11 protein-coding genes are annotated in these 15,358 nt (G+C 48.8%); 3 read left to right on the plus strand and 8 right to left on the minus strand.

All coding sequences use genetic code 11. The features are described 5' to 3' along the window. The 5 genes from KDD30_RS07940 to KDD30_RS07960 all read right to left on the minus strand — a co-directional run bounded on the left by KDD30_RS07940 (position 1) and on the right by KDD30_RS07960 (position 9,361). Positions 1-3,204: a PAAR-like domain-containing protein gene (locus KDD30_RS07940; RefSeq protein WP_211649351.1), complete on the minus strand. Its 3,204-nt coding sequence runs from the start codon at positions 3,202-3,204 to the stop codon at positions 1-3. Positions 3,205-3,502: 298 nt separating this feature from the next. Next, complete coding sequence (locus KDD30_RS07945; protein WP_249199293.1) at positions 3,503-6,616, minus strand: efflux RND transporter permease subunit; 3,114 nt, start codon at positions 6,614-6,616, stop codon at positions 3,503-3,505. Then, positions 6,616-8,004: an efflux RND transporter periplasmic adaptor subunit gene (locus KDD30_RS07950; RefSeq protein ID WP_211649354.1), complete on the minus strand. Its 1,389-nt coding sequence runs from the start codon at positions 8,002-8,004 to the stop codon at positions 6,616-6,618. The genes KDD30_RS07945 and KDD30_RS07950 overlap by 1 nt, the downstream gene beginning before the upstream one ends. Positions 8,005-8,014: 10 nt before the next feature. Then, positions 8,015-8,656 (minus strand): TetR/AcrR family transcriptional regulator, encoded by a 642-nt coding sequence (locus KDD30_RS07955; protein ID WP_211649356.1) that lies wholly within the window; start codon positions 8,654-8,656, stop codon positions 8,015-8,017. 102 nt (positions 8,657-8,758) lie between these two features. Then, positions 8,759-9,361: a GNAT family N-acetyltransferase gene (locus tag KDD30_RS07960; RefSeq protein WP_211649358.1), complete on the minus strand. Its 603-nt coding sequence runs from the start codon at positions 9,359-9,361 to the stop codon at positions 8,759-8,761. Positions 9,362-9,564: 203 nt separating this feature from the next. Here KDD30_RS07960 and KDD30_RS07965 point away from each other — a divergent pair, with 203 nt between their 5' ends. Next, positions 9,565-10,176 carry a beta/gamma crystallin domain-containing protein gene (locus KDD30_RS07965; protein WP_211649360.1) on the plus strand — a complete coding sequence of 204 codons (612 nt, stop codon included), beginning with the start codon at positions 9,565-9,567 and terminating at the stop codon, positions 10,174-10,176. Between the two features lie 184 nt (positions 10,177-10,360). On the opposite strand, the gene KDD30_RS07970 is transcribed toward KDD30_RS07965, so the two are convergent. Beyond that, positions 10,361-10,762: an ACT domain-containing protein gene (locus KDD30_RS07970; RefSeq protein WP_211649362.1), complete on the minus strand. Its 402-nt coding sequence runs from the start codon at positions 10,760-10,762 to the stop codon at positions 10,361-10,363. A gap of 208 nt (positions 10,763-10,970) precedes the next feature. Next, a complete protein-coding gene (locus KDD30_RS07975; RefSeq protein ID WP_371826072.1) occupies positions 10,971-11,165 on the minus strand; it encodes a hypothetical protein in 195 nt (64 codons plus the stop codon). Between the two features lie 1,297 nt (positions 11,166-12,462). On the opposite strand from KDD30_RS07975, the gene KDD30_RS07980 reads away from it, so the two are divergent. Further along, positions 12,463-13,848: a sodium:alanine symporter family protein gene (locus KDD30_RS07980; RefSeq protein WP_211649366.1), complete on the plus strand. Its 1,386-nt coding sequence runs from the start codon at positions 12,463-12,465 to the stop codon at positions 13,846-13,848. A 257-nt stretch (positions 13,849-14,105) separates the two neighbouring features. After that, on the plus strand, positions 14,106-14,495 hold the full coding sequence (locus KDD30_RS07985) for a hypothetical protein (protein WP_211649368.1): 390 nt from the start codon (positions 14,106-14,108) through the stop codon (positions 14,493-14,495). Between the two features lie 91 nt (positions 14,496-14,586). On the opposite strand, the gene KDD30_RS07990 is transcribed toward KDD30_RS07985, so the two are convergent. Next, positions 14,587-15,336, minus strand: a complete 750-nt coding sequence (locus KDD30_RS07990; protein ID WP_211649370.1) for an NAD(P)H-dependent oxidoreductase — start codon at positions 15,334-15,336, stop codon at positions 14,587-14,589. Positions 15,337-15,358: the final 22 nt, after the last annotated feature.

The following is a 15,358-nucleotide window of genomic DNA, read 5'->3' on the forward strand; positions in this document are numbered from 1 at the left end:
TTATTTCCCTACCTGTAACTTACCGTTAAACCTCCCTTTTCCAAAACCATGATCACGGTTTTGGAAAGGACAATGTTCAGTTCGTTTATCCGTTTTTACTTCTTTAAATGACTGTTTATCATTTTTTTTAGCACCACTACAGCCATATTTTGAATTGGGACGATAATCCCGACTATCCCAATCAATTGTCCATGTGAAATCATTGATATAACTTAATACTTTTTTACTGACTTTTTTCATTTCATTTGCAAAATCTTTACGTGCATTCACCATCGTTTTCTTTGATTTACAAAACTCACCTTTCTCAACTAAATGCAATACTTTAAGCGATTCATTTTTTGCAGCCTTCGTATAAGCTAAAAATGGTTTTGCTGTCAGAAGCTTTTCACTAAAATCATTTAATTTTTTCGCATTATCGTTATTCTCATGCTGAACTAATCGATTAAAAGCTCTCAAATCTGACTCTAAAGCAACACCGTAGTCATGGTTCGTTTGATGCCGCTGAACACCCAGTTCACACGCAAGTTCTGGTTTCATCGGAAGCGCAACAAGATTATCTACTGTATTGATATCGAAGCTAAAATCATCAAAAGCCTTTTCAAAGTCAGACTCTCCTTTCACAGCATCTACTGGAATAATATGATGCACTGCTATCGTTGCCGGCCCTGCATACCAAGGATGTGTCGAAGGGAAACCACCGGGATAATTTTTCCCCATGTTCTTCCTATGATTTTTTGCATAGGTGATGCCTTTGCCTGGCTTTAAACGATTCCGGTTCTTACATGTCGGATCACTGCAAATCGGGCAGTGTTTCGGCAAATTAGTTTCATTCTCCGTCTCATGCTGTTTCTTTTTATGATGATTCAGCATCAGCTTTTTGTTCTCTGCGATCTTCATCAGCACTTCAATCAGGCCTTCCAGACCTTTACCGGCATTTCTGGCCGTCACACCTCCCGTGATTGCAGCGGCAGCAATGGGGGCTGCGACACCAGCACTGGCTGCACCGGCCAGTGCTGTTCCACCGGTGACCGCGGCTGTATCTATCCCTTTTTGGGTGATCTGCGAAACGGCAAAACGCGTGAATTCATCGGGCGGCATGGCCTGCATCAAACGGCGTGGCAAGCTGGCGAGATATTCACGGGTTTCCGGTTCTGATAACAAAAGCAACAGAATCTCCATCGCCATACTGGCTTGCTGCAGACCCAGTTTTGCCCGATCGATCTGATCTAAACGCCGCTGCAGGATGTCGATGTCCCCTGTTGCAATGGCTTCGACCAGGACGTCTACCCCGATATCTGCCGCGTCCATCAGTTCACCGAACTCGCCGAAATCCGGGATATAGTCGGTGACCCCGGTACTGACGCCTAACCCGGCATGCTGTGCATAACGCCAGCTTTGTTCCAGAAAAGAGAGATCATCAAACGCATCTTTCCGGTGCTCCATTTCCGCTAATTCTGCTTCCACAGATGCCTGTACCAGCGCAAACAGCTCAGGTTCAACTACGGCGACTGGCATCGTCGCAGCTTCACGACGGGCAATACTCACCATCTCTTTGAGCAATGGCTCCATCTGATCCGGAATTTGTTTGATCAGATCAGGGATCGCGGTTTCAGCCTTTTTCGCTTCACCTTCATCACCAAACTCAATCTGTGCGCCCACTTGAGGAACGCCATACAAAACGACACTGCCTTTAGCATCCAGTTTCCCTTCATGTGTTTCACCATTGGCAAACATCACGGTATAGGGCACGTATCCCGCTGGCGTGCGTTCGATATCATCGTAGGCCAGGTTGATCGCCAAAGGTGCGGGCATCGCTTTCAGAGCATGTGCCACATCATTGATACTGCTGCCCTGTGTTGTGCGTTGCTGCTGACTCAACACCACCGTAGGCGCTTCACCTTTCGCCCGAATCGTCGTGATTTTCTGTTGCAGGCCTTTCATGGCTGCCGAAACATCGTCCGGAAGAGAACGGCGAACGGTTTTGATGGCATCCCGGTGTGCTTTCAGGTTGTCTGTAATCAAGCTGTACCCACGGGTGTCGGCATGCAGACTGACCGTCTCTAGCCTTTTGTCTGTCTGTTCAAGGATTCGGACACAGGCGCGGCTCAGTTCAGTCGACTTTGCATCCCAGTCGAGCTGATCCAGCCAGACTTGCGGATTCCCCCGGCCAATATACCGCATGGAAGCCAGCAGATTCTGACCGGATTCTTCTTTGTGGTACTTCACAAAGAGCTCAAACAGAACGCCTTCTTTATCCAGCACGGGCATCATCGTACTGATTAACCCCAGAACCTCCTGCTCTGGCACAGTCTGCTGCTCAAAGAAGTTCATCAGGCGCGCTGCGATATCTTCCACTTGCCCGGGTTTCGGGTTGAGCGGCAGCGCGGCGCGGATTTCCACTTCAAGCATCTGACGGATGTCCATGCTGTCTGTCAGCACTTCACCAACATAGCCCCAGGATTGTTTTTGCATATCCCCGCGCGGGATCCAGAACGGTACACAACGCTCAGAGGCTCGGTCAAAAAATATATCATCCGGCAGGGTTGCCTGATTCGGATTCACAGAACGCGGATAATTGACCGTAAAAGGTGCGGGAGCTTCACCATATTCGACGGTGCATCCTTGGGTTGGCAGGCCGTCGACAATCGCTTCCCCCTGACCGTTTAGCGTCCCTTCTGCCAGCACGGCACCGGATTCATCTTTCAGTTTGAACGGTGCATCGGCCAATGGATAACCTGTACTGTAACGGCAATGAATGCGCAAAGCATGGGTTTGATCCTCGTCCGGCTGGACCGTGACAGACGGATTTTCACATCCGAAGCACACGGTGTTCCCTGCGTTCATGGTCATCATATCGGTTTTACGCGCGACCCCAACGCCCTCAATTTTTACCGTTGAGGAAGCGGACGTAAATTTGGCTTCAGCTTCTGTGGTACCGGACACCAGCCCTTTCTGATCGCCACCGGCATCCCCTGTGCTGCTCGAGAAAATACTGTTTTTCAGCGCAATACTGTTGCCGCCATCTGCGGTCACTGTCGTGGTGCCATCGGCCAGATCTGCCGACTTTGCGTGATTGCCATAGGGAATCGGAACCACAGGTTTACCAACCGTTGTCAGACAAACATCAGGCACGGAAGCATTGGCTTCACCGCCGGAACCTTGATGAACAATACTCAGACCATCCGCACTGATCGTGACACCCATGACGCTTTCCTCATGAACTGAACAAGAATAGGTCGATATTCTATCAGATGCTTAGCAACTCATCCTATTGATAAAAAAGAAGAAATAGCCTGTCAAAATCACTTTTTGACCTGTCATTCCGACACTTGTTCATATCTGTGAAGCGGATCAATGTCGTCAAATTTTTGAACATCACGGAGCGTCTGGCATTCAAAATGTGCGGTAACTGAATCCATCGAAGTGAAGACGATGGTTGATTTCAGCGTACTGAAGCGAAGGTCCGAATCCCATGGCGACACATTCCCTTGGGCTTCAGATCTCAGCTTTCCGTCACAGGTACCCGGCTTTTATGCGCCTTCAGAGCACGATAATCAGCCAGAATGCCGTAAATGCAAGGCACCACGAACAACACCAATAGGCTTGCGGCCAGTAAACCGAACGTAATGCTGATCACTAACGGGATCATGACCTGCGCCTGCAGGCTGGTTTCGAATAACAAAGGCAGCATGCCAGCAATGGTGGTCACGGTTGTCAGTAACATGGCCCGGAGACGCGTTTCACTGGCTTTTCGGGCTGCATCCTGCAAGGCCATCCCCTCCAGAACATTGGCTTTCACATAAGTCACCAGCAAAATAGCATTATTCACCACAATGCCAGCCAATGAGACAAATCCCACCATGCTGGGCATGGTCAGCGGATACCCCATCAACATATGGCCCGCAATCACACCGATCAGTGACAACGGAATCGCCAGCATCACAATCAAGGGTTCAGCATAAGTCCGGAACTGAATACTCAGCAGCACAAAAATACCGATCAATCCGATCAGAAACCCATTGCGGACCGAGGTCTGGGTGATGCGGCTGTTTTTTATCTCGCCTTCCACCTGAAGGGTGATGCCTGGAAAGCGGGTTTGCAATTCAGGCAGAAAACGCGCAAGTGTATCCGTCACCACCACTTGGGCATTGGCTTTCTGGCTGTGAACTGCGCCAAATACAGTGACGGTCTGCTGACTGTCGATGCGATGAATCCGCGAGTAATCCCGCTCAAAATAGATATCAGCCACACTCAGCAAGGGGATACGGTCCCCGGTCCGTGGATGAAGTAAAGGAAAATATTCCAGAGATTCAAGATCCAGCTGACTCTCGGCGGCAAGCTGTACTGTGATTTCCAGATCATCAATTCCCCGGTAAATCTCATCGACGGTCACACCATGAAATGCCTGCCGGAGCTGCGCTGCAACCTGAGCAGATGTGAGGCCCGACGCCAGAGCTTCCGGTTTGAGCGTAAACCTGAGCTCGGGCTTACCCGGCCGTAAATCATCGAACACGTTATAAACGCCCGCATACCCTTTCAGCCATTGCTGAAGTCCGTAGGACGCCTCTGATAACTGCGCAAGATCCCTGCCCTGCAAGCGTAATTCAATGGCTCTGCCCGCAGGACCAAGGGACGGCTCGGTGAAAATCACCTGAGCAACCTGAGGCAACGCCGGTAGCGCGTCTGACCAGGCCTGAGTCAGGGTATCCATTTCTGTCACCCGCTGCTCAGCCGTGAGCAAGTCCACACTGATCGTTGCCAGATGCGCGCCGGTCTCAAAGGCATCCGCATTGTGGCTGTAGGTGACGGTAACCGCTTTCACCAGCGATTCAGATGCTTGCGACGCCAGTGAATCCGTGGCTTGGTTCAGCGCACTCAGTACGCGATCAACCGACTGCGCTGTGACATGGAACGGAGTCCCGGACGGAAGGATCAGCCTTGCTTCCAGCACATCCCCATCCATGTCGGGCAGGGCCTGAAACTTCAGATGACCGCTCACCAGCATCCCAACCGAAAGCATCAGTAATGCGAGACTTCCCCCAAGGACGGCATAGCGGTAATGCATGGCACTTTCAACCGCCTGCCCCGTGCGCTGCTGCAATTGCAGAAATACCTGATTGATTCGGATCCTGAATCGGTTGTCCGGCGATGGTTTGTCATGCATCAGGGTATGATGCAAATGGCTGGGTAATATTAAAAACGCCTCAATCAAACTGACCGAGATCACCACGAGTAATACCGCAGGAATCACACGAAGGACCTGTCCAATCTCTCCTTCAATGAATAATAAGGCCCCAAAAATCAACACCGTGGTTGCAAAAGAAGACAGCACGCCGCTGGCCACACGAGCGACCCCGTCTGTCACTGCTGCCAGCGGCTTTTTTCCCAGCCTCGACTGCTCGGCAATGCTTTCTGAAATAACAATGGCATCGTCCATTAAAATGCCTAATGCCAGTAACAGCGCGACAATACTCATCATATTGAGCGTGATGCCAAGGGATGACAGGACAAAGAAGCTCGCCAGAAAACTCACGGGTAATCCGGCAACCACCCAGAAGGTAAAACGCAGGCGAAAAAACAGCAGCAAACTCAGAAACACCAGAATCAATCCCTGCCAGGCGTTTTCTATGAGCATGTTTAACCGATCCACCACGATCGAGGTATTGTTCTGAATCAGGGTAAGTTGAACACTCTCGGGGAGATGGTCATGCTCAGCCGACACAAAGGACTCAACTGCGGCAAGTACAGACAAGCTGTCATCCGTGATATTTTTCCGGACATTCAGCAAGGCCGCTGGCTGGCCGTTTAATCGGGCCTGATTTTCCGGCTCACTGAATCGTTCTTCAATCGTCGCCAGATCGCTCAATTGGATCTGACTGCCCGTGTGCCCGCTTAAAATGGTCAGATTGGCCAGTTCAGCCGCGGTGACACGTTGATCATCCAGGCTCAGATCATACGTTCTGGACACAGTCTCTATGGTTCCCAGAGGCAGACTCAAATTCTGGGAAGCTATCCGCTGACTGACCGCTTCCAGTGTTAAACCGTAGAAACGGAGTTGCTCCGGACTGACTGACACCCGAAGTTGCCGCGTTGAAAAGCCTTCAATCCGGACGATCGGTATCTCAGGTTGCTGCAACATTTTGGTTTTCAACTGCTCTGCCAGTGTTTTTAGTTCCGTCTGGGACAGACCGGACGCCGTCACAGCAATCGTCACCACGGGGCTGGTTCTGCCCATCTCTTCAACGACTGGGGTTTCCGCTTCATCCGGAAAGCTGTCAATACTGTCAACGGCTGAGCGGATGTCTTCCTGAAATACCGAAAAGTCCCGGCCTTCCACCATGGTCAGTGTCATCTGCGCGAGGTTATTCCTGGCCTCACACAAGACTTCAAGCAGATTGGGGATCGCTTCCGTCGCATCTTCCAGGGGGCGACATATCCCGTTTTCAACATCTCTCGGACTTGCTCCAGGATAGGGCACCAGCACACGTACCGTATCTAAAGCAAGCCTGGGGAAGGTCTCCCGTTGTAAGGATGGCAGTGTCAATAACCCTGCCAGAATCAGCAGGATCATCAGCAAGTGAGCCGCCGTCGGGTGGCTGGCAACATATCGGATCATCACTGGCCCACTCCTGCCGACTGCGCCAGCATGATCGGTGTGGCTTCCAGGCGATCCGGCGTCAGCGATAACGGTAATCCATCCAGTGCGGGCTGTACATCACTGGTGATCACTCGGGTACCGTTCGGAATATGACCCGGTGTAAACAACGCCCAATCCTGCATCGTCAGGCTGGCCGTCGCAGACACACGGCTCAAACGCCCCTGCTTGTCGGCAGTCAGAAGCGCGCCAGCATGCAGCGCATGGCGCGGCAGAACCACCGCCTCAACCGGGGAACCCACCAGCGTCGCAATGACTGGCATCCCTGCCAGCAAAGGCGGCTTTTTGCCCGGCGACAAAAACCGGTATGGCTGATCGACCGTCAGGGTAATACTCAGTGTGTGCGATTGCGGATCCAGCGACTCCCCCAGATTCACAATCTGCCCGCGCCAGACCGATTCTGAAAAACCCGGCACCTGAATCCGGGATTCAAGCCCCAGTTGACTCAGCAAGGGGCCGAATTGTTCCGCATCCGTCAGATCAATCGCAGTGCCGTGATCTTCAAACAGTAGCTTCAAAAAGGGTTTGAGTTTCGCGATAGGGAACTGCGCTTTCACTTCCATCTGATCGATACCGCTGGCTTCAAATAAGCGTTGTCCCGCAGGCACATACTGGAAGCGATCCGTATGAACGGCGGTCAGCCGACCGGTAAAAGGCATCACAATCCGGGTTCGGTCTAAATCGCGCTGGGCCTGTGCAATTTTCGTTTCTGCCAGTGTATGTTTTGCTTCCAGCACATGGCGTCTTGCTGGCAGCGTGGCGATTTCATTTTCCAGTATCGCTTGCTGCTGTCGGAGCTGAATCAGTTTTTGACGTTCACTGTCGACCTGAGAATCGGATTGTGCGCCCCGCTCGCTCAACGTCCTTTTCCGCTTCAGTTCACGCTGTGCCACTGCGATATTCTCCTGAATCAGCGCGTCACGCTGTGTCAGGTTCTCCGCAGTGGTATCGATTTCCCGTAAATTCGCTGCTGCAATCGCCCGTTCCGCTTTCGCCTGAGTGAGTGCCAGATGATAGTCCGCAGGATCCAGCTCAACCAACACCTCCCCCTGATTCACCAGACTGCCTTGTTTTAAATGAGGCGAGACCCGGACCACATTTGCAGACACTTCAGCCAGTGCCACCACTTTTTGGGTCGGTTCAATAAAACCATGCCCCACCAGTTCGGGACGAATCGCCCTTGGCGCCGTTTCGATAAAAGTTACAGCCATGGGCGTCATTTCAGTTGACTGGTGATTGACTGGCGGGCGTGTTTTGAACAGCACAGCCAACATCAGCAATCCCACCACAGCGAGCATGGGCAACGCGAGTTTGGATTTTAAAATGACTTTCAGACGATTGCGTTTCATGTGGAGCCCCTTACCTGGGCGGACTGCCCAAACCTTGTGTGAGTAATAACGTCAGATGCTGTTTCCAGGCACTGGAGCGAAGCACCTGGCGATCAACGCCCAGTACATCCTGAATCAATGGCTCGGCAATCATTGGAAAAGCCATCAGACTGATCAGCGATGCGGTGGCAAATTTCGGATTCATATCTTCACGGAGAATGCCTTTCTGCTGCAAAGTCGTGAACAGAGTTAGCAAGGATTCCCCCATCCGGGCAGGAAAGGTTTTTACGAAATGCGCTCTTAGTTTGGCTTCGCGGGTCAGCACTTCATCTTTAATCAAATGAACCAGCCATGGCTCTTCAGACATCATGTCTGCGATCCGGTCAACCAGCACAGGTAAAACGGATTCTGGCTGCGTTTCAAGTAAAGCCACAACTTCCTGTATCCGCTGCTGGCGCTGACGCCCGCTCCGGTCCAGAAGCGCGATAAACAGCCCTTCTTTGTTCCCAAAGTAGTAACTGATCATGGCGGATTGTGTGCCGACTTCCGCTGCCAGCTCACGAATGGTGATGGATTGATAAGATTTTTGATCCAGTAATCTTTCGGCAGCATCAAGGAGTGCCGACATCATCTGTGCCTGTTTTTCGGGATCTTGCGGTCTGCCTCGGGACATGATCTCTCATTTCATTAATCAAGTGATTAACGAAATCATAGATGCATTCGGTGAATGATTCAATCCTGTCATTCAGAACGCAGATCAAAACTTAAGAAAATGTCAGTCGCCGCGCAGGTGATAGATCATGGTGGTTGAACCGGAGAAGCCGATCAGGCGTTTCAGGGAAGGAAAGGATTCACTTTTGATCGCAACGAACCCTTTTTCAGTGTAGAGCTTTCTGGCTCTGGGATTGGAATCGATCACATCCAGCCGGACCTGCAGGTACTGATCTTCATCTGCAAAAGCAATGACTGAAGACAACAAAGCAGAGCCAATCCCCGCCCCGCGACATGCGGGGTCTACAGCAATGCCATCCATGATCAATTCCCCAGAAACAGGCTGACGTTCAAATAAACTCAAAATGGCTGCGGCGCGTATTCCCTGCCAGAAACCCAGCACCCGGAAAAGGGATTTCAAGGTGATCCCGCCGGTCAACGAACCTTCCGGCGTTTGAAAACCCGCAATACCGACAATTTTATTTTTCTGGGTCGCCACAAATGAATATTCAGGATTGAACGACTCAGCCAATAAATGAATCCGCTGTGCCTGACTCGGTATCGCAACCTGAAACTTATGACCAAATGCCAGCTCGTATAAAGTCGCCACTTCCAACGCTCGGGACCGGTGCCACCCCTGTTCAATATCAATATGTCGCTCGTCCATCAAATTCTCCTTTCAGATCCGGGGGATCGGGAAAGATCGCCCGCTCTGGGTACCTTTGTTTGAAACACTCACGAATAGTTGTGTTTTGTTTTTTATTTGTAAATCAATGGCATGCATTCACACTTTGCACAATAGATTCTGACGTCTAGGGTTTATTTGGCTGTGAGAAAAGCCGAAAATCAATAACATCAATAGGTGAAAAAATGAAAAAAACAACGGATGTGGCATTTTATCGTGAAAAAAATTTTGGGGGTTCTCCTGAATATTACGGGTTAGGGGATGATGTGACCTTTCACTACGGAGACAACTTCAATGATAAGTACCGCTCTCTGAAAGTGATTAACCCGGTTAAAATCAATTGCTATCAACACTCCGACGGTTCAGGAATTTTTAAAACCTATACACAAGGCGACTACGCTGATCTGGCAGAAATCGATGGCCTGTCTAAATTTCAGATCCTTGAAATTGATACCTACTTCTCGATCAGTATGCGTCTGATCGATCAAAGCGGCGGAGAGCCACGTCAGTTTCTGATGACCTTCAACGCACATAACATCGGACAGGCAGAATTCTGGTCCGGCAATAATGACTATACGGCTTTACCCGTCACTGATAACAGTGATTTGGTCACGTGCGCCATTTATATCCGAGACATGTCCAGTGGCGAATATATCAGCAATGGTTCCATGTATTTTCAGTACAATCCGCAGCATGGCATGATTGAAATTGTGACAAACAGCGAAACTTTTCCGTCTAACCTGAAAGTGCAGCGCATTGACAATACCAAGTTCGATTTCACTTTGTTGAGCCGGTAATCACGCACTACATTGTACATCCTGCCCCGGCACATGTGATTTATCTGCCGGGTCAGGTATTCAATTCATCAGAATAAAATACAACCTGCGCTTTCTTTGCGATACCCGCATCACAATAGTGATCCGATCACTGACCTTGATATTCTGTCATCCATTTATCTTGCTGTGTATACGTGCCAGGGTCTTATGCTGATTGTGTAAGTTGCTGAAGTACGGTCATCGCCTGCACAGCTTTTCCTGCAGGCACAAAGATATGATCGTGATAGTACGCGGCAATGACGTTCGCACTGATGCCCTGTTCGGCCAGTGCAGCGGAAAACGCCGCCGTTAATCCCACCGCTTCCAGACTTGAGTGTACCGTTAACGTAATACACCGGAAGATCCCTTCGTAACTGAGTCCTGCATGTTCAGCGACCTGACGGGACACAACCAGAGTTAACCCTTCTTGTTCAATAAAAGTCGCCAATGGCGCCAAATGCACATAATCGTTCAGATCACCCGACACCGTACAGAAGACATAATCTTCCTGCTGCATCTTTGGCGACAGCGTGCGAATCATTTGTTGTAAATCGGTCATCCCTGACATGCCGTCCTCCCGTTATTCCTTGAAACATTTGTGCATCACATCAGGATCAACTTCACCTAAAACGCGATGCCGATAAGCCGCAGGTATCGTGCCCACAATGCTGTAACCGAGCTTTTGCCACAATGCCACTGCCGCTACATTGGTTGAGACCTCAGAATGAAACTGCATCGCTCGGAATCCCATTTCCCGCACAACCTGCTGAGAATACTCACATAATTTCCGAGCAACGGACGACATCAGGATGTTTTGCCGTCGCCTGCTCGTGATAAATATCTGCCAGATAACCGGCCAGTTCACTTTCAGCGAGTTCTGCCGGAATAACCACATCATAGACTCGGACGCGCAGTGAGGTTTGAGATTCAGAAAACAGCAACCACTCGCCAGAAATTCGCTGAACGGTCATCAACTTTCCATAAACAAGAAAACGAATCCGCATTTTCAACTCATGCAACAATCAATCGTGAGTAAAAGTATGCCTGAGCCATCCCCAAGGGTCATCTGTCAGTATCACAAATCGTTGTTCAGAGTCTGCGCGGCAGGAAAAATCGGTATGAGAGAGCGATGAATCCGGGAAAATGCCATCACCTGATTCGATAAACGGCTCGTCGCAAACGTACGGAAGAGAAGAGAAAAAAACAAGCGCCTGGAAAAAAATCGGGGCTTTTCAGCCCCGCACTCAAGGAACCATAGTTCAGTTTCTTATTATTATTCGGTTGTCATCCAGCGAAATGCTGGGAGACCAATAGGTTAAGACTATGCAATCGATTCATTTCTCGCGAGAAAATGAACAAAAAAAGCATCAAAATCTCGTCAAGATCACGAAAGATTCAAGGATTTTCTGAGATTTTACAAGAAGTCAGCACGAAGGAGTGACGATAAGAGGTTCAAACCTGACAACGAAAATCCAAGTGTTATCCTGAGCTGCATCATATTTGACCAGAGTAACATTGAAATATGACAGTTCAATTCTTTCATTTATAGCACTGAATCACAGAATGGTTGACGTTTATCAATTTCGAATACATCTATGCAATCACGCACGGCGATGTAATCCCTTTCTCAACCATTCATTAGGAAAGAAGAATACATTTTCTTATAACCTTTGGCAATTATTCTCTTTGGTAATATAACTATCATCATGTCCTTATTTCTTTCATAGAGAGATGCCTTCCAGGTTGCTTATTTCTGATCCTCCGTCAAAAAACCATCACAATCGACTGGCTTGTCTCCGGATAATACCTTCCTTCAACCAAACCACTTTTTGTGGGCAGGTGAGCCGGGAACAATCTATCGGGAGCATCATACATCTGAAAGCTGAACATCAGATCTTGAGAAGCATTTCCCAACGATGGTGCATCCGGTTGCAACAGACATGCAATTTATTTCGACATCCGTAATCATCGGACGGTCTAAGCAACCTGTCCGGAGACAGGACATAATATCATCCAAATGAAACTTCTTTCACATAAGATAACCCACGATAAAATCATTAGACATCAAACTATTAACCCCACCCGAACTGTATGAAATTCCGACAAAATATAATTTATACACTGTTTCAGCTCACATTTTTATTGATATGCATCGCGATTGATAGCAATTTCACCTAGGGTTTACTCGGTTTATACAAAGAACCTGATCGAGCGATTTCATTTGCACTCTAAGCAAAAAATCATTTCAAACTGCACAGGATGTCACTCATGATTGAAACATGGATTCATGCTTTTGTTGGATTTGTTTGGGGAAAACCCATGCTTATCCTCCTGGTCGGCGGCGGACTCTTCTTCACGCTGTACGGCAAGTTCACGCCATTTAGATACATCAGGCACAGCTTTCAGCTGCTCACCGGAAAATTTGACGATGGCACTGGCAGCGGAGATTTATCGCATCGTAAAGCACTGGCAGCAGCCCTGTCCGGCACATTGGGGTTAGGAAACATCGCAGGGGTTGCATTAGCACTCAGCGCTGGCGGCCCCGGTGCTGTATTCTGGATGTGGCTCACCGCACTGCTGGGCGTATCCACCAAATTTTACACCTGCACACTCGGCGTGATGTATCGCCACCGAGATGCGCAAGGTCGTGTTCATGGCGGTCCAATGTACACAGTTCAGAATGGCCTTGGTGCTCCTTACCAATGGCTAGCCATCTTGTTTGCGATTGCTGGCTTAATGGGGTTTGTCCCTTCGTTTCAGATCAACCAGCTCTCTGCCGTGATTCAGACTCAGTTATTTCCGGAAGTCAGCTGGCTCGACAGTCAGGCTTTCTCCTGGGCGCTGGGGCTGATTCTGGCTGTCTTTGTGGGTTGTGTTATCTGGGGCGGATTGAAACGCGTGGCCGATGTGGCAAGTACGCTCGTCCCCTTGATGGCTGGCAGTTACTTCGTGATGGCAGCGCTGGCATTACTGCTCAACGCAGAAAAGATTCCTGCCGTTTTCTCATCGATCTTTGAAAGTGCATTCGCCCCGCAAGCGGTATTCGGCGGTGTCCTCAGTGTCATCATTATTGGCGTCAGCCGGGGCGCATTTTCGAATGAAGCCGGAATTGGTACCGAGGTGATGGCTCATAGTGCTGCAAAAACAGATGAACCGGTTCGAGAAGGGCTGGTTGCCAGTCTGGGACCGATCATTGATACTCTCATCGTTTGCAGTTGCACTGCCCTGGTGATTCTGGTGACTGGCGTATTGGATCAAAGTGAAGGCATGCAGGGCGTCAGCCTGACGATGGCCGCATTCCAGTCCGCTTTTGGGACGACGGGAACCTGGTTACTGGCAGTGCAAGTACTGATTCTGTCCTTCACGACGGTCTTCACCTTCTGGTATTACGGCTACAAATGTTTCGTGTATCTGTTCGGCGAACAGGCGGGTGAATACTACAAATACCTCTATCTCGGATTAGTGGTCTTAGGTGCAGTCGTCTCTGTTGATGTCGTCTTTCTTTTCCTGATTGGCGCTTACGGACTCATGGCTGTGCCCACCATGGTCTCTGGCATTTTGCTTGCCCCCAAAGTAAATCAGGAAATGAAACGCTATTTCGGAGAAGAGAAGCACCGACTCAATATCGCCAGAACCTCTCAGCAAACGGATTAAAAAAAATTGCCCCGGTCTCCTGAAAGGGGCAATGATTATCAATGGTCTTAATGAGAAGCAGATCGAAAAACTGGAAATAAAGCGCAAGACAATCTCAAAATAAAATTCCGCGCACTACAATTCCCGTACATGCACCAGATTCATGCATAATTATCTTCGGAGAGAAGTGTATTAAATTGAATCCGAACATTTTAAATCAAACACCATTCTGGTATTCGAAATAACGAATGACTATTTAGTCTAAAAAGGAGATTGTCATGAAGATCGCATTAAAAGCAGATAACAACAAATATCTGAGTCGAATTCGTCGTGGAAGCATCGATCCAATCGAAGCTGAAAAGTCCAGCATTGATGTATTCTGTCAGTTTGAAGCCTTCCTGCAGCCGAACTTTACCGTCGTTTTAAAAGCTGATAATGGTAAATACCTGAGCCGTATTCATCGCAATGGCATTGATGCAATTGAAGCAGCGAAAGATCACATTGACCAATTCTGTCAATTTGAAATCAGTCACCTGAACGGAAATATTGTCTTCAAAGCAGACAATGGAAAGTATTTAAGCCGTATCCATCGCAATGGTATTGACGCAATTGAAGCAGAGAAAGATCAGATTGATATTTACTGTCAGTTTGAATTAATCGGGTTATAAAAAAGTTAAAAGTCAGTCACTTTTCATAGCCACTGATTGATTCACACATCGATATTCAGTGGCTATTTTGTTGAGAGCGTTTAATGGCACTTTATTCAACGTTCTTTACTGTTTGCATAACTTCAGCACCCTGCTCATCCCAGCAATCCCACCCGGGAAATACCAGTGGCTCAATCGTTTCCAATTGGCAGACGTGATGTGCCCAATCCGCTAAGTTCGCTTGTAAATCATGCTCAAATTGTTCTGTCGATTTATAAGTGAAGCCTTTGTTCTGGATCTCCGTAGACAAATAAGGCGGTAAAACTGTAAACCCCATATAGTGCAGAGAAAAATTGATAGACCGAAGTAGTAACTCTATTTCACCACCCCCACGCCCCTGTTCTGTGAACGTAGCTCGTGGTGCGCCAGAAGTCACAGAGCAAATCGCTCGTTTCCCTCTAAAATATCCATTGTCATATCGCATTTTACTGGTATACAAGCCACCACCAACAAATACGCGATCAAACCAGCCTTTCAGCATCGCTGGCTGCTGATGCCACCAAAGCGGAAATTGTAAAATCAGCAAGTCACATCTTTCCAGACGCTCAATTTCGCGCTGAACATCAGCAGGCAATGTCTGAGTCCGATACGCATGTCGCTGCTCGGATAAAATATCGAACCGGCCCTGCTCTGCCCTGTTTGAGTAATGTACAGCTTTCTCAACAGGATCAAAGTTTTCCCGATATAAATCAGAAACGTCTACCTGATGGCCCGCATTTTCTAACGCGCGAATCGCTGTCGTCGTCAAAGATGCATTAAAGGATGTGGGTTCAGGATGACAATGGACAATCAAAATCTTCAAAACTTCTCCTTGAGTAAGTGCC

It is taken from the genome of Photobacterium sp. GJ3 (assembly GCF_018199995.1).
GTDB lineage: Bacteria > Pseudomonadota > Gammaproteobacteria > Enterobacterales > Vibrionaceae > Photobacterium.

Coding starts and splice junctions, on each gene's coding strand:
- KDD30_RS07940 (WP_211649351.1), bottom strand. CDS start 3,204: ATGGGTGTCACGATCAGTGCGGATGGTCTGAGTATTGTTCATCAAGGT.
- KDD30_RS07980 (WP_211649366.1), top strand. CDS start 12,463: ATGATTGAAACATGGATTCATGCTTTTGTTGGATTTGTTTGGGGAAAA.
- KDD30_RS07955 (WP_211649356.1), bottom strand. CDS start 8,656: ATGTCCCGAGGCAGACCGCAAGATCCCGAAAAACAGGCACAGATGATG.
- KDD30_RS07950 (WP_211649354.1), bottom strand. CDS start 8,004: ATGAAACGCAATCGTCTGAAAGTCATTTTAAAATCCAAACTCGCGTTG.
- KDD30_RS07970 (WP_211649362.1), bottom strand. CDS start 10,762: ATGTCAGGGATGACCGATTTACAACAAATGATTCGCACGCTGTCGCCA.
- KDD30_RS07985 (WP_211649368.1), top strand. CDS start 14,106: ATGAAGATCGCATTAAAAGCAGATAACAACAAATATCTGAGTCGAATT.
- KDD30_RS07965 (WP_211649360.1), top strand. CDS start 9,565: ATGAAAAAAACAACGGATGTGGCATTTTATCGTGAAAAAAATTTTGGG.
- KDD30_RS07945 (WP_249199293.1), bottom strand. CDS start 6,616: ATGATCCGATATGTTGCCAGCCACCCGACGGCGGCTCACTTGCTGATG.
- KDD30_RS07960 (WP_211649358.1), bottom strand. CDS start 9,361: ATGGACGAGCGACATATTGATATTGAACAGGGGTGGCACCGGTCCCGA.
- KDD30_RS07975 (WP_371826072.1), bottom strand. CDS start 11,165: ATGACCGTTCAGCGAATTTCTGGCGAGTGGTTGCTGTTTTCTGAATCT.